This is a genomic window from Ornithinimicrobium cavernae (assembly GCF_003121625.1).
Classification (GTDB): Bacteria; Actinomycetota; Actinomycetes; order Actinomycetales; family Dermatophilaceae; genus Ornithinicoccus; species Ornithinicoccus cavernae.
On the sequence record NZ_QDDJ01000003.1, the window covers coordinates 124,315 to 138,446 of the forward strand.

The following is a 14,132-nucleotide window of genomic DNA, read 5'->3' on the forward strand; positions in this document are numbered from 1 at the left end:
GTCACCCCTCGAGCGGCACGGCGACGATGGGGTCGCTCGTCGGCTGCTCAGACCCACCTGCCGGCTCGATCGTGATGCCAACCGCGACGGCGCCGGCGGGTTCCCCCTCGAGGAGGACCTGGTCCCCGTCGCGCGGCATGAGCCCGGCGGAGACGGCGGTGCCGTCCTCGTGCACGAACCACAGCTGGTAGTCCTGCCCGGAGGGCGCGGCGGTCATGTCCTCGGTGAGGACGACCGCCCGCTCCAGGGAGGATGCCGTCACGACCGTGACCGTGGCGCCGTCCACCGACTCCGTGGTCCGGACGGCGTCGGGGGCGTCGAGGACCTCCTGCACGGCAACGACCGAGGGGTCGGGCGTGTCCTGGGGCCACTGCGTCACGGCCACGGTGCCGACCGCGATGGTGGCCGCGGCGACACCGGCCAGCAGCCAGCCACCGCCGCGCGAGCGCCTCGCGCGGCGCGTCCGGCGCTCACCCAGCTCGTCCGGGCCGTCGTGCCGAGGTCCCCGGTCCTGGCGTGGCGTCCCCTCCTGCGGCGTCGTCGCGATCTCCCTGAGCAGCTGCGCCCGCAGGGCGGGTGGCGGCTCCACCGAGAGGTGCTCGCTCAGCGCGACCGTCGCCTCCGCCAGCTCGGCGACCTCCGTGCGGCACGCGGCGCACCCGGCCAGGTGCTCCTCGAAGGCGGCGCGCTCGTCAGGGTCGACCGCGTCGAGGGCGTAGGCAGCGGCGAGGGAGTGCACGTCCTCGCCGGGGGCACCCGGCGTCTGCTGGCTCACTGTCCACCTCCCAACTGGTCGCGCATCCGTCTCAGGCCGTCCCGGATCCTCGTCTTGGCGGTGCCGAGCGGCACCCCCAGTCTCTCCGAGACCTCGACATGGGTCAGCCCATCGAAGAACGCGAGCTCGATGGCCGACCGTTGCGTCTCGGTGAGGACGTCGAGGGCCGAGTGGACCCGCGTGGCTTCCATCCGACCCTCCGCGGTCTCGGCGGTGATGTCGAAGGGAGTCTCGACGTGCTGTGATTCGTAGGCGTGGTCCCGCCTGGATTGGGCGGCGGCCGACCGGACCCGGTCGACGGCGCGGCGGTGGGCCAGGGTCAGCAGCCAGCCCAGGGCGCTGCCGCGGGACGGGTCGTAGGAACCGGCCGTCCGCCAGACCTGCAGGAAGACCTCCTGGGTGACCTCCTCGGCCTGGGCCCGGTCGCGCAGCACGCGGAGGACCAGCCCGAGGACGCGCGCGCCCGTGGCGTCATAGAGGACCGCGAAGCTCTGCTGGTCGCCCTGCGCCGAGGCCTGGAGGAGCCGCGACAGGTCCTCTCCCGGGTCGGCGGCCACCGCCCCATCATGCACTGTGGTCAGGGGCCCTGCGTGTTCGAGGCGACGGCGCGCCCCCGGACCGTGCACGGTGGACGCGCGTCACCGGCCCGGCGCGGGGTGGACGAGGCGGGCGAACACCACGATGTTGTCCAGGTGGGCCCGTCGCTCCGGGTCGTAGGTGCCGCCGCACGTGATCAGCCGGAGCTCGGCCCCGCCGGTGTTGCCGTAGACGGTGGCCTTGGGGAAGGCGTCCTTGGGGAAGCTCTCCGCCCCGTAGACCTCGAACACGGCCGTCGTGCCGTCGGCGCGGTCGACCTCGACCAGGTCGCCCGGCACCAGGGCGCCCAGCTCGAAGAACACACTCGGCACCGAACCCTGGCTGGTGACATGGCCCTCGATGACGGCCGGGCCGACCTCCCCGGGAGTGGGCGAGCCCGCATACCAGGCGGCCTGGTCGTACCGGTCCCCGCTGGGCACCTCCAGCCGGCCCTCGTCATCGAGACCCAGGGCGTGCAACGGGCTCTGCACACCGATCGCGGGGATGCTCACCGCCACCGGCTCGGACGCCGGCAACGGCTCGGGCTGCTCAGCCGCCGCCGGGCGGCTGCTGTCCGGGGCCCGCGTGGTGGGTGCCGTGTCGGCCCGGGAGGTGCTGCGCCCCGGTGCGTCGGGCTCGGCCGTCGGCGCGGTGACCCCGGCTGTCGGTTCGGTGGCCGCCGGAGGGTCCTGTTCGTCGGCAGGCTGCCCGGCGCCCGTCGTATGCGGCGCGCTCACCGGAGCGGGCGGCTCACCGACCTGGTGGGCCAGTCCCCATCCCAGGAGGGCGACTCCCAGGGCGAGGAGCAGCCCGAAGGCCACGAACGGCATACGCCGCCCGCGGCCTCCGGTCCGTGCGTTGTCCACGGGTCAGCTGCGCTCGCCGGCCCGGCGACGGGTGGCGGCCAGACCGAGGCCACCAAGGCCGAGCGCCAGGACGCCCATGGTGAGGAGCCCGATGTGCTCGGTGCCGGCCGTGCCGCCGCCGCCCGTCGCGACACCCTCCTCCGGCATCTCCATCTGGGCGACCTCGAGCTCACCGCACAGGGCCGGGTTGGTCGCCTCGGCGGGGAGCGCGGGGTCCAGGTCGGACTTGGCGTCGCCGTCGTAGGTGCCGCTCCCGTCGTGGTCGACGCCGTGGACGACCACCACGCCGTTGCCGTCGGCGATCTGCGCCGCAGTCTCCGCGTCGACCTCGATGGTGCGCTCGTAGGTGTAGCTGCCGGTCGCCGGGAAGTTGGTCACGTCGAGGGCGTGCTCGCCGCTGGTCATGCCCGGCTCGTTGGTGAGGCTGAGCGCCACGCCGCCGTAGGACGGGACGCCGTCAGAGGTCTGCAGCTCGCCGTTGGGGCCGGTGCCCTCGACATCGGCACCGGGGCAGGTGTTGGTGCCGCCGATGTGGACGTGCTGGGCGTGCGGGGCACCGTCGAGCAGCCCCTCGCTCTCCAGGATGATGTGGAGCTGGTTGCCCTCGAGCATGCCCCAGGCGGTGCCGGAGGCCCCCGAGTCGTTCAGCTCGGCGAGCGTGCCGGACAGCTCGGTGCCTCCGTGGTCGTCGGCCGACGCGGGGGCCGCCGCGAGGAACGGGAGCCCGACGAGGGCGGCGACGGCGAGGGGGGCGAGTCGGGATCGGGTGGTGCGCATGACATCTCCTTCGTTGGTGGTCTGTCATGCCTGATTCGCTGCCGTCGCGACATCGGATTGGTCCGCTCCGTCGTCAGGGCCCCAGGCCCCGCATCCGCAGGGCGGCCTGGGTGCGGTCGCGGACCTGGAGCTTGGCCAGGACGCGGGACGCGTGGTTCTGGACGGTCTTGAGGGACAGCCCGAGCTCGCGGGCGATCTCGGCGTTGGACCGGCCGGCGGCGATGCCGCTGAGGACCTCCGACTCGCGCACCGTGAGGTCGTGCGACCACCGGTGGCCCCCGGACAGGACCTCGTTCGCCACGCCCGGCCCCAGGACCGCGCCGCCGGAGGCCACGGTCCTGACCGCATCGAGGACCTGCGCCTGGGTGGCGCCCTTGAGGAGATATCCCCGGGCCCCGACCCGGAGGGCGGCGACCACGGTGTCGTCGTCGTCCACCATGGTGATGACGAGGATCGCGGGGGCGGGATCCTGCGACATGAGCTGTCTCGCCACCTCGATGCCGGGGAGGTGCGGCAGTCCCAGGTCCAGCAGGACGACATCCGGCCGCAGCTCGCGGGCGATCCGGACCGCTTCGCGCCCGTCCCCCGCCTCCGCGACGACAGTCAGGTCATCGGCCGTCTCGAGCAGACCCACCAGTCCTCTGCGGAACAGCGGGTGGTCGTCGACGACCAGGATCCGGGTCATGGTGTCGCGACCGTCCTCGCCGGACCGCCCGAGCGTGTGGCGTCCTGAGGGTGTGTCTCCGGGGAGCGTGTCGTCGGGGCCGCGGGCGACGTGGTGTGGGTCCGGCCCGCCGACGCGGCCAGGGGGAGGCGGGCGGTGACCGTGGTGCCGGACGCCGGGCGCGCGTCGATCGTCAGGGTCCCGCCGAGCTCGGCGGCACGCTCCCGCATGGCCGTGAGGCCGACCCCGCCCTCGCGCGGCTCGAGCACGCCGCTCCCGTCGTCCCTGACCACCAGGACCAGCTCGTCGCCGCGGCAGGTGAGCCCGAGCCAGGCGTGGTGGGCACCCGCGTGGCGGACGACATTGGTGAGGGCCTCCTGCGCGATCCGGTAGGCCGCTACCTCCGTGGCCGCGGGCAGCTCCGGCAGCGCCCCGATCTCCACGTGCGGCTCGACGTGCGTGCCCGGTTCGCCTGCTGCTGGGTGGACCGCGACGCGTCGTGCCAGATGGTGCACGGCAGTGGCGAGGCCCAGTTCGTCGAGGGCCGGTGGCCGCAGTCCCTCGACGACGTGGCGGACCTCGGACAGGGCGCGTTGGATGCCGGTCCTGAGCAGCACGAGCTCACGGTCCGCCTGGTCGGGAGCCAGCGCGCCGACCCGGTCGCGGAGCCGGTCGACGTCCAGGACCAGCGCGGCCAGCGTCGGGCCGAGTCCGTCGTGCAGGTCGCGGCGCAGCCTCTTGCGTTCCTCCTCACGAGCCAGGACGAGACGCTCCTGCGCCCGCCTCAGGTCCTCGACCAGGCCCGCGGCGCGCAGTGCCTCGGCGACCTGCCGGCCGATGTCTCCCAGCAGTCGCCGGTCACCGGCGCCCAAGGGTGTGCGTGCCCACCGCATGGTCCCGACCGTCGCGCCGTAGGCCATGAGCGGCAGTGCCTCCGTCGCGTCCGGACCCGGCCCTGACCGGCCGGGCGAGCGGGCACGGTCGGGGGCGCGGGCATACGTCCCCCGCGCGACCACCTGTCCGGACCGGTCGGTGACGACCAGGTCGGGGAGGCGCAGGAGCGTTGCGAGCTCGGTGACCATCGCGTCGAGGAGCCCCTGCAGGTCGGTGGCGTCCCGCAACCGGCGCTCGGTCGCCGAGAGCACCTCTGCGGGGGCCGACCAGTGTCCGTAGGTGACCCTGTTGGCCACCGACTGCAGTCCCTGGCGCATCGGAGTGAAGGCGAGCGCCAGGACGCCGCCGCCGACCCAGGGCAGCCAGTCCGCATCCGGCCGGCGCAGCAGGATGCCCACGGCGGCGATGGTTCCGGCATACACGGCGACGGCGGCCCCGGTGACGAGCACATAGGTCAGCGAGCGCGACAGGACCAGGTCGATGTCGTAGAGCCGACGCTGCAGCAGCGCGACCGCGATGGCCACCGGCACCGGGGCCGAGGCCACCGCGAAGAGCCAGGGCGGTGCCCACGGTGTCGCGGCCAGGGGGAGGCACAGTGCAGGGACGGCGAACGCGAGGGCGAACCACGCGAGCTGCTGGTGCTCCAGGGCGGTCGCGGCGCGCCACTTGATGCGGAGACCGATGACGGCGACAAGCAGTGTCGCCAGAGCGAGGATCAGGGCCGAGACCGCCAGGGCGTCCGCCACCAGCTGCCACGAGGTGGGCAGGCCCGTGGGGCTGCGGAGGTGGGCCATCCGGCTGTCGAGCGGATACGGTGCCAGCACCGAACCGAGGACCAGCAGCACGACGGACGCGAGCATCAGCCTCGCCGGCGCCCGCTTCGCCGGCCAGGCGGTGCGACCGTCGGGGAACACCAGGGGCACCCCCAGGACGAGGACCAGCCAACCCGTGCCGCGCAGCGCCGTGCCCAGGACAGCCGCGACGGACGCCCCGGCAACCACCTGATCCGCGCTGACCCAGCCGGCCACTCCCCAGGCGAGGAGCAGCTCCCCCACGGCCCAGGTGGTGGTGCCGAGGAGGATCAGCCGGCCCACCCGGTTGCCCGGGCGGGCCACGACGATGACCGTGGCGGTCACCGCATACGCCGTGATGACCAGGGCGACCGCGACCCGGTCGGTCAGGTCGCCGGGCAGCCCCCACCGGACCGACAGCGCGGCGGCCAGCACGGCGACCGTGGCGGTCGTGGCAGCTGCTGTCGCCCGCAGGCGCCCGGGGCCCATCGCCTCAGACCCCGCGCAGCTCGGCGTCGGCGCCGGGAGCGGCGGTGTGGCCGGCGCCAGGAGTGGCGGTGTGGTCGGCGTCCGGTGCCGGGCGGTGACGGAGGAGGATCACACACAGACCGACCCACCACACGATATAGACGAGCGTGGGGCTGTCCTGCTGCCCGACGGCGGCCAACGGCGGGGCGGCCAGCAGCGCTGCCCCGGTGAGCAGCCCGAGGCCCGTGACCCAGCGACGGCCGAAACCGTCGGCGAGGGCAGACAGTGCGACGCAGGTGACGTGCGCCCCCAGGCACAGGAGACTCAGCAGGTAGGCGAAGACGCGCATCGAGTTGAGCGCGGAGGCAGCAGCCACATCGAGGTCGTGCTGGAACCCGTAGGCGGCAGCCGCACCGGCCGGGAACCCGACAGCCAGCGTGACGGCAACGTAGGTCCCGGCCATGACGAGGCCCGTCCTGGCGGCCCACCGGCCCCACTGCGACGACCGGCCCATGGTGCTGGCGAGGAAGACCGCGACCGGGACCAGGAGCACGAAGCCGATCGACTCCACGAGCCAGCCACCCAGGATCATCGTCAGGTCGCCCTGTCCGTAGGCCTCCTCGATCCCGGCGGTGCCGTCCTCTATCAGGGCACCTCCTCCGCTCATCGCCAGGCCCGTGACCAGCAGGGCCAGGTGGGCCAGGCCCAGGCCTCCGGCGACTCTGGCCGCACCGGGTGTGCGGGACAGCGGTGTGTTCATGGTTCCTCCTCGGGGAGCGGCCTCGGTCGAGGCCGGTTCCCACCACCGTGCTGCGCGCGGGGGCGTCACGGAGGAGGCGGATTCCCAGGGCGGCCGGGAAGTTCTCCCGGGTCGGTCTGAGGAGGGTGCCGCCGCGCTGCACGCGGGTCGGCCTGAGGAGGGTGCCGCCGCGCGGCGCGCGAGCCGGGCGTGAGGGAGCGTCGCGCCTGTCTGGAGGGCGCGGACACGGGCACACGAGCCCCCGCTGGGCGGCCACACAGGAGACACAGTACTCGCGGGTCCGGACGGTGGCGCCGGCTGACGTCGTGCCTGGTCGGGCGGCGGGGGCGTGGTGTCCGTCTGGCACAGAAGAGCGCCGCCACCCTGAGGGTGACGGCGCTCTGTGGCGACCCCGACGGGACTCGAACCCGCGACCTCCGCCGTGACAGGGCGGCGCGCTAACCAACTGCGCTACGGGGCCTGGTGTCAGGCCTTCCTGCAGTGACCCGGGGGCCACGTCCTGCTCGGTCCGAAGACCAATTGCGGTCCGGATGGACCACGTATCCCCAACGGGATTCGAACCCGTGTTACCGCCGTGAAAGGGCGGGGTCCTAGGCCGCTAGACGATGGGGACCCGTCCTGTCGGCCCCCCGCCGCCAAGCGCAGCTCGGATCCGTCGAGGACGTCCGAGAGCATACGTCAGGAACTGACCAAACTCCAAAGCGAGCTCCCGGGCGGCCCGCCCCTCAGCTTGCCTCCTGCCCGGCACGGCTCCTGTCGTGCACGAGGGGCTCGGAGGGCTCGCTGATGGACAGCCCCTGCCGGGTCACGATGAGGTAGGTGCCGCGCACCAGCAACGGGATACCGAAGACCGCGATCATGGCATAGGCCATGGCGGTGTAACCCGTGGCGATGAGGTCGATGATGCCCACCTGGGCCAGGAGCAGTGCCAGCAGCAGGGTGACCACGGAGATCGCGCCGGCCGTCGCGCGGCTCATCGGCCTGCGGTCGGCGTCCACGAGGCTCTGGTCGACCCGCGCGACCAGGGCGTAGATCATCCCGGTCGCCGTCTCGATCAGGGTCCAGCCGACCACGATGCCGAAGACGACGATGACCCACAGCGCCTCGGTGCTGAGCATCTCCAGCCACGGCACGGACGCGTCGAAGATGCCGGCGTCCGGGTAGAAACCCATCAGGGCGAAGTAGGTGAGGAACCACGGGACCGTCATCAGCAGACCGGCGACGATGCCGGCCACGACGGTGTGGCGCAGGCGGGTCTGCCGCCGGACCGTGAACAGGGCGGCCGGGTAGACCGCGAGGTTGTAGCCGACGTAGAGGATGCCCGACCAGAGCACGGCCCACACCGAGACGTTCGGGTGCAGCGAGTGGTCGCCGGAGCTGAGCGTCGCGGTGATGGCGTCCCAGTTCTCGCTGATGATCAGGACGGCGAACAGGATGTAGCCGGCGTACAGGGCGGCGGTGCCGACGCTCTTGAAGCGCTCGATCAGACCCTCGCCGTAGAAGTTGAGCAGACCCACGATGACGATCATGATCCCGACGCCCAGCCAGTAGTTGAAGCCGAGGGTCTCCTGCAGGATCTCACCGGTGGCTGCGGCCATGATCGCGATGATCAGGATCGCCAGCAGGATGTAGACGATGTCGAACAGCCAGTAGAGCGGGCCGATCAGCTTCTGCAGCAGCGTGCGGTAGTCGAAGGCCTGGAAGCGGCGCGCGATCTCGAACATCAGGAAGGCCATCAGCCCGAAGCCGATGATGATCGCCACCCCGGCGATCCACCCCAGGGCGCCGTACTTGGCGCCGAACTCGACGATCTCGCGGCCGGTGGCGTAGCCACCGCCGATCAGGACCGACTGCAGGATGACTCCGGGCAGGAGCAGCCGGCCGTAGGGGCCGTTGAAGAAACCTTCTCTCGGGGCAGCCTGTTCGGCCATCGGGACCTCCTCGTCTCCAGCCCCAAGGTAGCCATGTCCGTCAGAAGAGCCAAGGACCCACGCCACCTCGGCGGGCCGTGTGCGGGCCGGTCAGGTGGTGGGGGAGGCCCAGTCCAGCAGCTGCTCCAGCGGCCACGTGTTGACGATCCGCTCCACCGGGACGCCCAACCGCTCGGCCCGCTCCGCGCCGTAGGCCTGGAAGTCCAGCTGACCGGGGGCGTGGGCGTCGGTGTTGAGCGCGAACAGGCAGCCGCTCTCGATCGCCAGGGTCAGCAGGTCGTCCGGTGGGTCGCTGCGCTCGGGCCGGCTGTTGATCTCGACCGCGGTGTCGTGCTCCGCGCAGGCCTCGAACACGGCCACGGCGTCGAACGAGCTCTGGGGCCGCTTGCCCCGGTCGCCGGTGATGAGTCTCCCCGTGCAGTGGCCGAGCACGTTGGTGTGCGGGTTGCGGACGGCGGCCACCATCCGGCGGGTCATCGCGGCCGAGTCCATCTTCAGCTTGCTGTGCACCGAGGCCACGCGGACCTCGAGACGGTCGAGCAGCTCCACGGTCTGGTCCAGCGTGCCGTCGTCGAGGATGTCGACCTCGATCGCCTTGAGCAGCCGGAAGCCGGGGCCGACGGCCTTGTTGACCGCGTCGACGACCTTCAGCTGCTGGGTCAGCCGGGCGGCGGTGAGCCCGTTGGCGACCGTCAGCCGGGGGGAGTGGTCGGTCAGGGCCAGGTAGTCGTGACCGAGCTCCATCGCGGTCGCGACCATCTCCTGGATCGGCGAGCCCCCGTCGGACCAGTCCGAGTGGCTGTGCAGGTCACCGCGCAGGTGCGTGCGCAGTTCCTCCCCGCCATTGACCAGCGGACCGCCCACCTCCGCATCGAGGTCGGCCAGCTTCGTCGGGACCCGGCCCGCGACGGCCTCCTCGACCACCGCTGCGGTGGAGGGCCCGATGCCGTCCAGCTGCTTGAGCGTTCCGCTGCGCACCCGCTCGTGCACCTCGGCCTCCGGGATCGCCAGCAGCGTGTTGGCCGCCTGACGATAGGCCTTGACGCGATAGGTCGAGGCGCGGCTGCGCTCCAGCAGGAAGGCGATCCGTCGCAGGGCATCCACCGGCTCGATGGTCATGGCCCGACGGTAGTTGACCGGCGCCCGCACGGCATACGCTCGGCTGGTGACCGGACCCCAGCTGCGCGTCGCCACCTTCGCCGACCTGACCGCCCGTCAGCTGCACGACCTGCTGCGGCTGCGGGTGGACGTCTTCGTGGTCGAGCAGGAGTGTGCCTACCCCGAGCTCGACGGGCGGGACACGGAGCCGGGCACCGAACACCTGTGGGTCGAGGTCGACGGCGCGGTCGCGGCCTGCGTGCGGGTCCTGGAGGGGGACGGGTGCGCCATCATCGGCCGCGTGGCGACCGCCCAGGGACACCGGGGGCACGGCTACGCCGCCGATCTGGTCCGCTTGGCACTGGACAGGATCGGCAACCGGCGCACCGTGATCGGTGCGCAGACCTACCTCGAGGGCTGGTACGCACGGTTCGGTTTCGTGCGCTCGGGACCGGACTACGTGGAGGACGGCATCCCGCACCTGCCGATGGTGCGTGAAGCACCCGGGGCCTGATCCTCGGCGCCGCGTCGCGCTGGCGGACCCTCGCCCCCGCTAGGGGTGCGCCCGGTGACGCAGCGGCGCGATCCACGGCTCACCGAAGATGAGCTGCGTGCGGCAGTGGGCGACCTGCGGCAGGGCCAGGAGCCGGTCGATGATGAGCGTCTGCAGCTCGGTGCTGTCGGCGACGGCGACGTGGAGCAGGTAGTCCTCGGTGCCACTGACGTTGTAGACGGCGAGCGTCTCGGGGAGCGCGAGCGCCTTGCTGACGAAGTCGGTCGCGGTGTCGCGGGCGTGCGGGCGGATCTGGATGCCCAGGAACGCCTGCTCCCCGCGACCGAGCAGGCTGGGGCGCACGTGCGCCCGGGTCGCCACGATCGTGCCGTTGCGACGCATCCGCCGGATGCGCTCCAGGCAGGTGCTGGGAGCGACACCGACGCGGGCTGCGATGTCCTTGTTCGGGATCGTCGCATCCACCTGCAGAAGCTCCAGGATCGCCCAGTCGACCGAATCCAGTTCGGGAGTACGACCTGATTTCCTCGAATGTTCGATCATCCCCTCAGGCTACAGAACTCTCCCCTTACGGTGGCTCCTCGGTCGGATCGGCACGGAGGAGACACAGTGGGCATGGAGTCGTGGCTGGCGTTCGTCGCGGCGCTCGTCGTGGCACTGGCGGTCCCCGGTCCCGACCTCGTCCTGGTGGTGCAGTCCTCGACCCGGGGTGTGCGGGAGGGGGTCTCCACCGCCGCCGGGGTCGTCACCGGGTTGACGGTGCATGCGGTGCTCGCGGTCGTCGGAGCGACCGCCCTGGTGATGTCGGTCCCCAGCGCGCTCAGCGTGGTGCGCCTCCTCGGTGCCGCAGTGCTCCTGTGGATGGGGGCCAGCATGCTCCGCTCGTCCGCCGAGGCCACGGCCACGGCGTCGGCCTCGGGCCCCGCTCTGCACGGCGGCTACGCCCGCGGCCTGGTCACCAACGTCACGAACCCGAAGGCCCTGTTGTTCTTCGCGGCGATCCTGCCCCAGTTCATCGGCATCGGCGAGGGGGCAGGGCTCCGCACGGTGGCCCTGTGCGCGACCGTCGTGGTGGGGAGCGAGCTCTGGTGGTCGGGCACGATCGCCCTGGTGCACCTGCTCGGCCTCCAGCGGTCGCCGGCGGCCGATCGCGTCATCAGCCTGGTCGGGGGCGCCTCGTTGCTCCTCATCGGTGCCGGACTGCTCGCCTCGACCGTCCTGGATCGGATCTGACCGCCGTGCGCCGTGAGCGGCGCGACTAGCCCGTCCTGCGTAGCGTGATGTCGCCGACCGAGGTGTGCACGTCGAGGAGATGTGACGCCCCCGGCTCCGAGCCCACCCGGTTCGTGACGCTGCCGATCGAGGTGTCGGTCTCGACGCGGTAGACCGTCCCGTCGTCGGGCACGCTGATCTCCACGTCACCGGTCGATGAGGTGACCCGGACCTCGCGCGGCGGGTCCACGAGGTCGAGGGAGACATCACCGACGCTGGACCGTGCGGTCACCGTCTCGCTGCCGATCCCGGTCGCCGCGACGGTCCCCACGTCGGAGCTGATCGAGAGCGGCCCGGTGATCTCGATCACCGTGACGTCGCCGACCGCGCTGGTGACGTCCACGGCCGAGTCGTGGGGCACGACCAGGGACCACGAGACCGAGCAGTTGCTCCACCAGGAGTCGTGGCAGGTGTCGGAGATCGCCGCGCTGTCTCCGTCGACGAGGACCTCCGTATGCGGTGTGGTCAGGCCGGACCGGACGGTGGCCTGGGCGCTCGGGGTCTCGCCCGGGCCGGCGGCCCGCACCGTGACGTCACCGACCTCCCCGTCCAGGGTGAGCTGGCTCAGCCGGGTCGGTAGGGCGTGCCGGGTCTGGTCGGTGCCCTGGACGATCCTCCCCACAGCCGGCAGCGCGAGCGCCAGCACCAGGAGGACGGCGACAAGGCTCCCGGCGAGGAGGATCGCGCGCCTGGTCGAGGCAGTCATCAGGACTCCTTGGTCCGGTCGAGCCAGTGCAGGACGGCCAGCACCCTGCGGTGGTCCTGGTCCGTGGGCGGTAGGTCGAGCTTGGTGAAGATCGCGGACACGTTCTTCTCCACGGCGCCCTCGCCGATGAACAGGGCCCGGGCGATCGCGGCGTTGGTGCGACCCTCGGCCATCAGCCCGAGGACCTCGCGCTCGCGCGGCGTGAGCCGGTCCAGCGGGTCGGCGTTGCGGGCGCGGGACAGCAGCTGCCTGACGACCTCGGGGTCCAGGACCGTGCCGCCGGCGGAGACCTCGCGCAGGGCGGCGATGAAGTCGGCCGTGTCGGCGACGCGGTCCTTGAGCAGGTAGCCGACCCCGGTGGCGCGGCTGGCGACGAGCTCGGTGGCGTACTGCTCCTCGACGTACTGGCTCAGCACGAGCACCGCGGTCGTGGGATACCGGTCCCGGACCTGGAGGGCCGCCCGGATCCCCTCCGAGGTGAACGTCGGGGGCATGCGGACATCCACCACGACGAGCCCGGGTCGGTGCCGCTCCACCGCCTCCAGGAAGGAGGCGGCATCGGGGCAGGCCTCCACGACGTGGAAGCCGCCCTCGGTGATCAGGCGGACGAGCCCGTCGCGCAGCAGCGCGGAGTCCTCGGCCAGCACGACCTGCACGGGGGATGTCATCGGGTCTCCTCGGTCGGGGTGGGAACGTGGCCGCTGCCCTGCGTGGACCGCACGGGCAGATGGATCAGGACGCCGGTCGGGCCGCCCGCCGGCGAGTCCAGCGCGATGGTGCCGTCGACGGAGATGACGCGCTGACGCAGGCCGACCAGCCCGGTCCCGAGACGGGGGTCGGCACCGCCGACCCCGTCGTCCCGGACCTCGATGACCAGCGCCGGCGGGACGAGCACCCGGTCGAGTCCGATCCGGACCCGGGCCCGGGTCGCGCGCGAGTGCTTGGCGATGTTGGTGAGCAGCTCGGAGACGCAGTAGTAGCCGATCGCCTCCGTGGTCGGGTCCAGCCGCCCGACGCCGGAAGCCTCCACGGTGACCGGCACGGCCGACCGGGCTGCGAGGGCGGAGACCGCGGCGTCCAGGCCACGGTCGGCGAGGATCGGCGGGGTGATGCCGCGCGCCACGTGTCGCATCTCCACGATCGCCTCCTTGGAGGCCAGGTGTGCCTTGTCGAGCAGCTCCCGTGCCCCCTCGGGGTCGTGAGTGAGCCGCTCGCGGGCCATACCGAGGTCCATCGCGATGGCGACCAGCCGCTGCTGGGGTCCGTCGTGCAGGTCCCGTTCGATGCGGCGCCGCTCGGCCTCCACGGAGTCGACCGTCTCGGTCCGGGAGGTCGTCAGCGTCTCGACCCGCTCCGAGAGGTGGGCGATCTCCTCCTCGGGGTCCTGCCCCAACAGCGATCGCGCCAGCTGGGTGTCCACCAGGGTGACCTGCCGGGCCGCCAGTGGCACCAGGAGCAGCATGGCCAGGGCCACGAGCCACAGCACGGTCGACGCACCGGTCGACTCCAGCGGCACGACGCCGAACAGACGCATCCCCTCGTCCCTGACCCGTCCGGCATACAGCGGGAGGGCCAGCACGGCGAGGCAGCTCGCCAGGACGCTGCTGACCAGCGAGCCGGTCAGCAGACCCCACAGGGCGTGCAGGCCGGAGTAGGCGGCGGCCCCGCGGTGCGCCCTGCTCATCCCCAGGGTGGTCACCCAGGCGGGCTCGCCGGGGGACCCGCGGAGGGTGATCCGGCGTCCGGTGAACGCCTCCAGCAGGCCGAGCTGTGCCTTGGCGAACAGCAACGCCAGCCACAGTGAGGGCCACAGCAGCAGGAACCCCGCGCCGAGGGCCACCAGCAGGACCGCGCCGAGGACGAGGCACACGGCGAGGACCAGAGCGACCAGTCCCGTCAGGAGGTTGAGCACCAGGAACGCGACGTGCTGCCAGCCCTGCAGCCACAGCCCGAGCAGACCGGGCCGGTGCAGCGCGAGGGGCGGGAGCACGGGGGACATGCCACAACTCTAGGTTTGGGCGCCGGCGTGTGGCAGGCAGCTGA

At 72.4% G+C, this 14,132-nt stretch carries 15 protein-coding genes and 2 tRNA genes; 2 read left to right on the forward strand and 15 right to left on the reverse strand.

What is annotated here, in order from left to right:
- Position 1: 1 nt before the first annotated feature.
- From DA085_RS03965 to DA085_RS04015, 11 genes are all read right to left on the reverse strand, one after another.
- Positions 2–775, reverse strand: coding sequence for an anti-sigma factor (locus DA085_RS03965; RefSeq protein ID WP_109471645.1), 774 nt, complete (start codon positions 773–775; stop codon positions 2–4).
- On the reverse strand, positions 772–1,332 hold the full coding sequence (gene sigK, locus DA085_RS03970; RefSeq protein ID WP_202619093.1) for an ECF RNA polymerase sigma factor SigK: 561 nt from the start codon (positions 1,330–1,332) through the stop codon (positions 772–774). Before sigK ends, DA085_RS03965 begins: the two co-directional genes overlap by 4 nt.
- A gap of 81 nt (positions 1,333–1,413) precedes the next feature.
- Positions 1,414–2,217: a class F sortase gene (locus DA085_RS03975; protein WP_202619094.1), complete on the reverse strand. Its 804-nt coding sequence runs from the start codon at positions 2,215–2,217 to the stop codon at positions 1,414–1,416.
- Positions 2,218–2,220: 3 nt separating this feature from the next.
- Positions 2,221–2,994, reverse strand: a complete 774-nt coding sequence (locus DA085_RS03980) for a CHRD domain-containing protein (RefSeq protein WP_109471647.1) — start codon at positions 2,992–2,994, stop codon at positions 2,221–2,223.
- Positions 2,995–3,067: 73 nt separating this feature from the next.
- Complete coding sequence (locus DA085_RS03985; RefSeq protein ID WP_109471648.1) at positions 3,068–3,679, reverse strand: response regulator; 612 nt, start codon at positions 3,677–3,679, stop codon at positions 3,068–3,070.
- Positions 3,676–5,832, reverse strand: a complete 2,157-nt coding sequence (locus DA085_RS03990) for a sensor histidine kinase (RefSeq protein WP_109471649.1) — start codon at positions 5,830–5,832, stop codon at positions 3,676–3,678. The genes DA085_RS03985 and DA085_RS03990 overlap by 4 nt, the downstream gene beginning before the upstream one ends.
- A gap of 4 nt (positions 5,833–5,836) precedes the next feature.
- Positions 5,837–6,571, reverse strand: coding sequence for a hypothetical protein (locus DA085_RS03995; protein WP_109471650.1), 735 nt, complete (start codon positions 6,569–6,571; stop codon positions 5,837–5,839).
- Positions 6,572–6,954: 383 nt separating this feature from the next.
- Positions 6,955–7,031 (reverse strand) — tRNA-Asp (locus tag DA085_RS04000).
- 80 nt (positions 7,032–7,111) lie between these two features.
- Positions 7,112–7,184: transfer RNA gene (locus DA085_RS04005), tRNA-Glu, on the reverse strand.
- Between the two features lie 112 nt (positions 7,185–7,296).
- Complete coding sequence (locus tag DA085_RS04010; RefSeq protein ID WP_109471651.1) at positions 7,297–8,502, reverse strand: YkvI family membrane protein; 1,206 nt, start codon at positions 8,500–8,502, stop codon at positions 7,297–7,299.
- A 90-nt stretch (positions 8,503–8,592) separates the two neighbouring features.
- A complete protein-coding gene (locus DA085_RS04015; protein WP_109471818.1) occupies positions 8,593–9,621 on the reverse strand; it encodes a PHP domain-containing protein in 1,029 nt (342 codons plus the stop codon).
- 46 nt (positions 9,622–9,667) lie between these two features.
- On the opposite strand from DA085_RS04015, the gene DA085_RS04020 reads away from it, so the two are divergent.
- Entirely contained in the window at positions 9,668–10,114 is a 447-nt protein-coding gene (locus DA085_RS04020) for a GNAT family N-acetyltransferase (RefSeq protein ID WP_202619095.1), read from the forward strand.
- A gap of 39 nt (positions 10,115–10,153) precedes the next feature.
- Here DA085_RS04020 and DA085_RS04025 read toward each other — a convergent pair whose 3' ends face one another.
- A complete protein-coding gene (locus DA085_RS04025; protein WP_109471652.1) occupies positions 10,154–10,654 on the reverse strand; it encodes an Lrp/AsnC family transcriptional regulator in 501 nt (166 codons plus the stop codon).
- Between the two features lie 72 nt (positions 10,655–10,726).
- On the opposite strand from DA085_RS04025, the gene DA085_RS04030 reads away from it, so the two are divergent.
- Positions 10,727–11,344, forward strand: a complete 618-nt coding sequence (locus DA085_RS04030) for a LysE family translocator (RefSeq protein WP_237565320.1) — start codon at positions 10,727–10,729, stop codon at positions 11,342–11,344.
- Positions 11,345–11,369: 25 nt separating this feature from the next.
- On the opposite strand, the gene DA085_RS04035 is transcribed toward DA085_RS04030, so the two are convergent.
- From DA085_RS04035 to DA085_RS04045, 3 genes are read right to left on the reverse strand one after another with little or no spacing between them, the layout of a single operon-like run.
- Complete coding sequence (locus tag DA085_RS04035; RefSeq protein ID WP_109471654.1) at positions 11,370–12,089, reverse strand: DUF4097 family beta strand repeat-containing protein; 720 nt, start codon at positions 12,087–12,089, stop codon at positions 11,370–11,372.
- The gene (locus DA085_RS04040; RefSeq protein ID WP_109471655.1) at positions 12,089–12,757 is read right to left on the reverse strand and encodes a response regulator; all 669 of its coding nucleotides are present in this window, start codon (positions 12,755–12,757) and stop codon (positions 12,089–12,091) included. The genes DA085_RS04035 and DA085_RS04040 overlap by 1 nt, the downstream gene beginning before the upstream one ends.
- Positions 12,754–14,088: a sensor histidine kinase gene (locus tag DA085_RS04045; RefSeq protein ID WP_109471656.1), complete on the reverse strand. Its 1,335-nt coding sequence runs from the start codon at positions 14,086–14,088 to the stop codon at positions 12,754–12,756. The genes DA085_RS04040 and DA085_RS04045 overlap by 4 nt, the downstream gene beginning before the upstream one ends.
- Between the last annotated feature and the right edge of the window lie 44 nt (positions 14,089–14,132).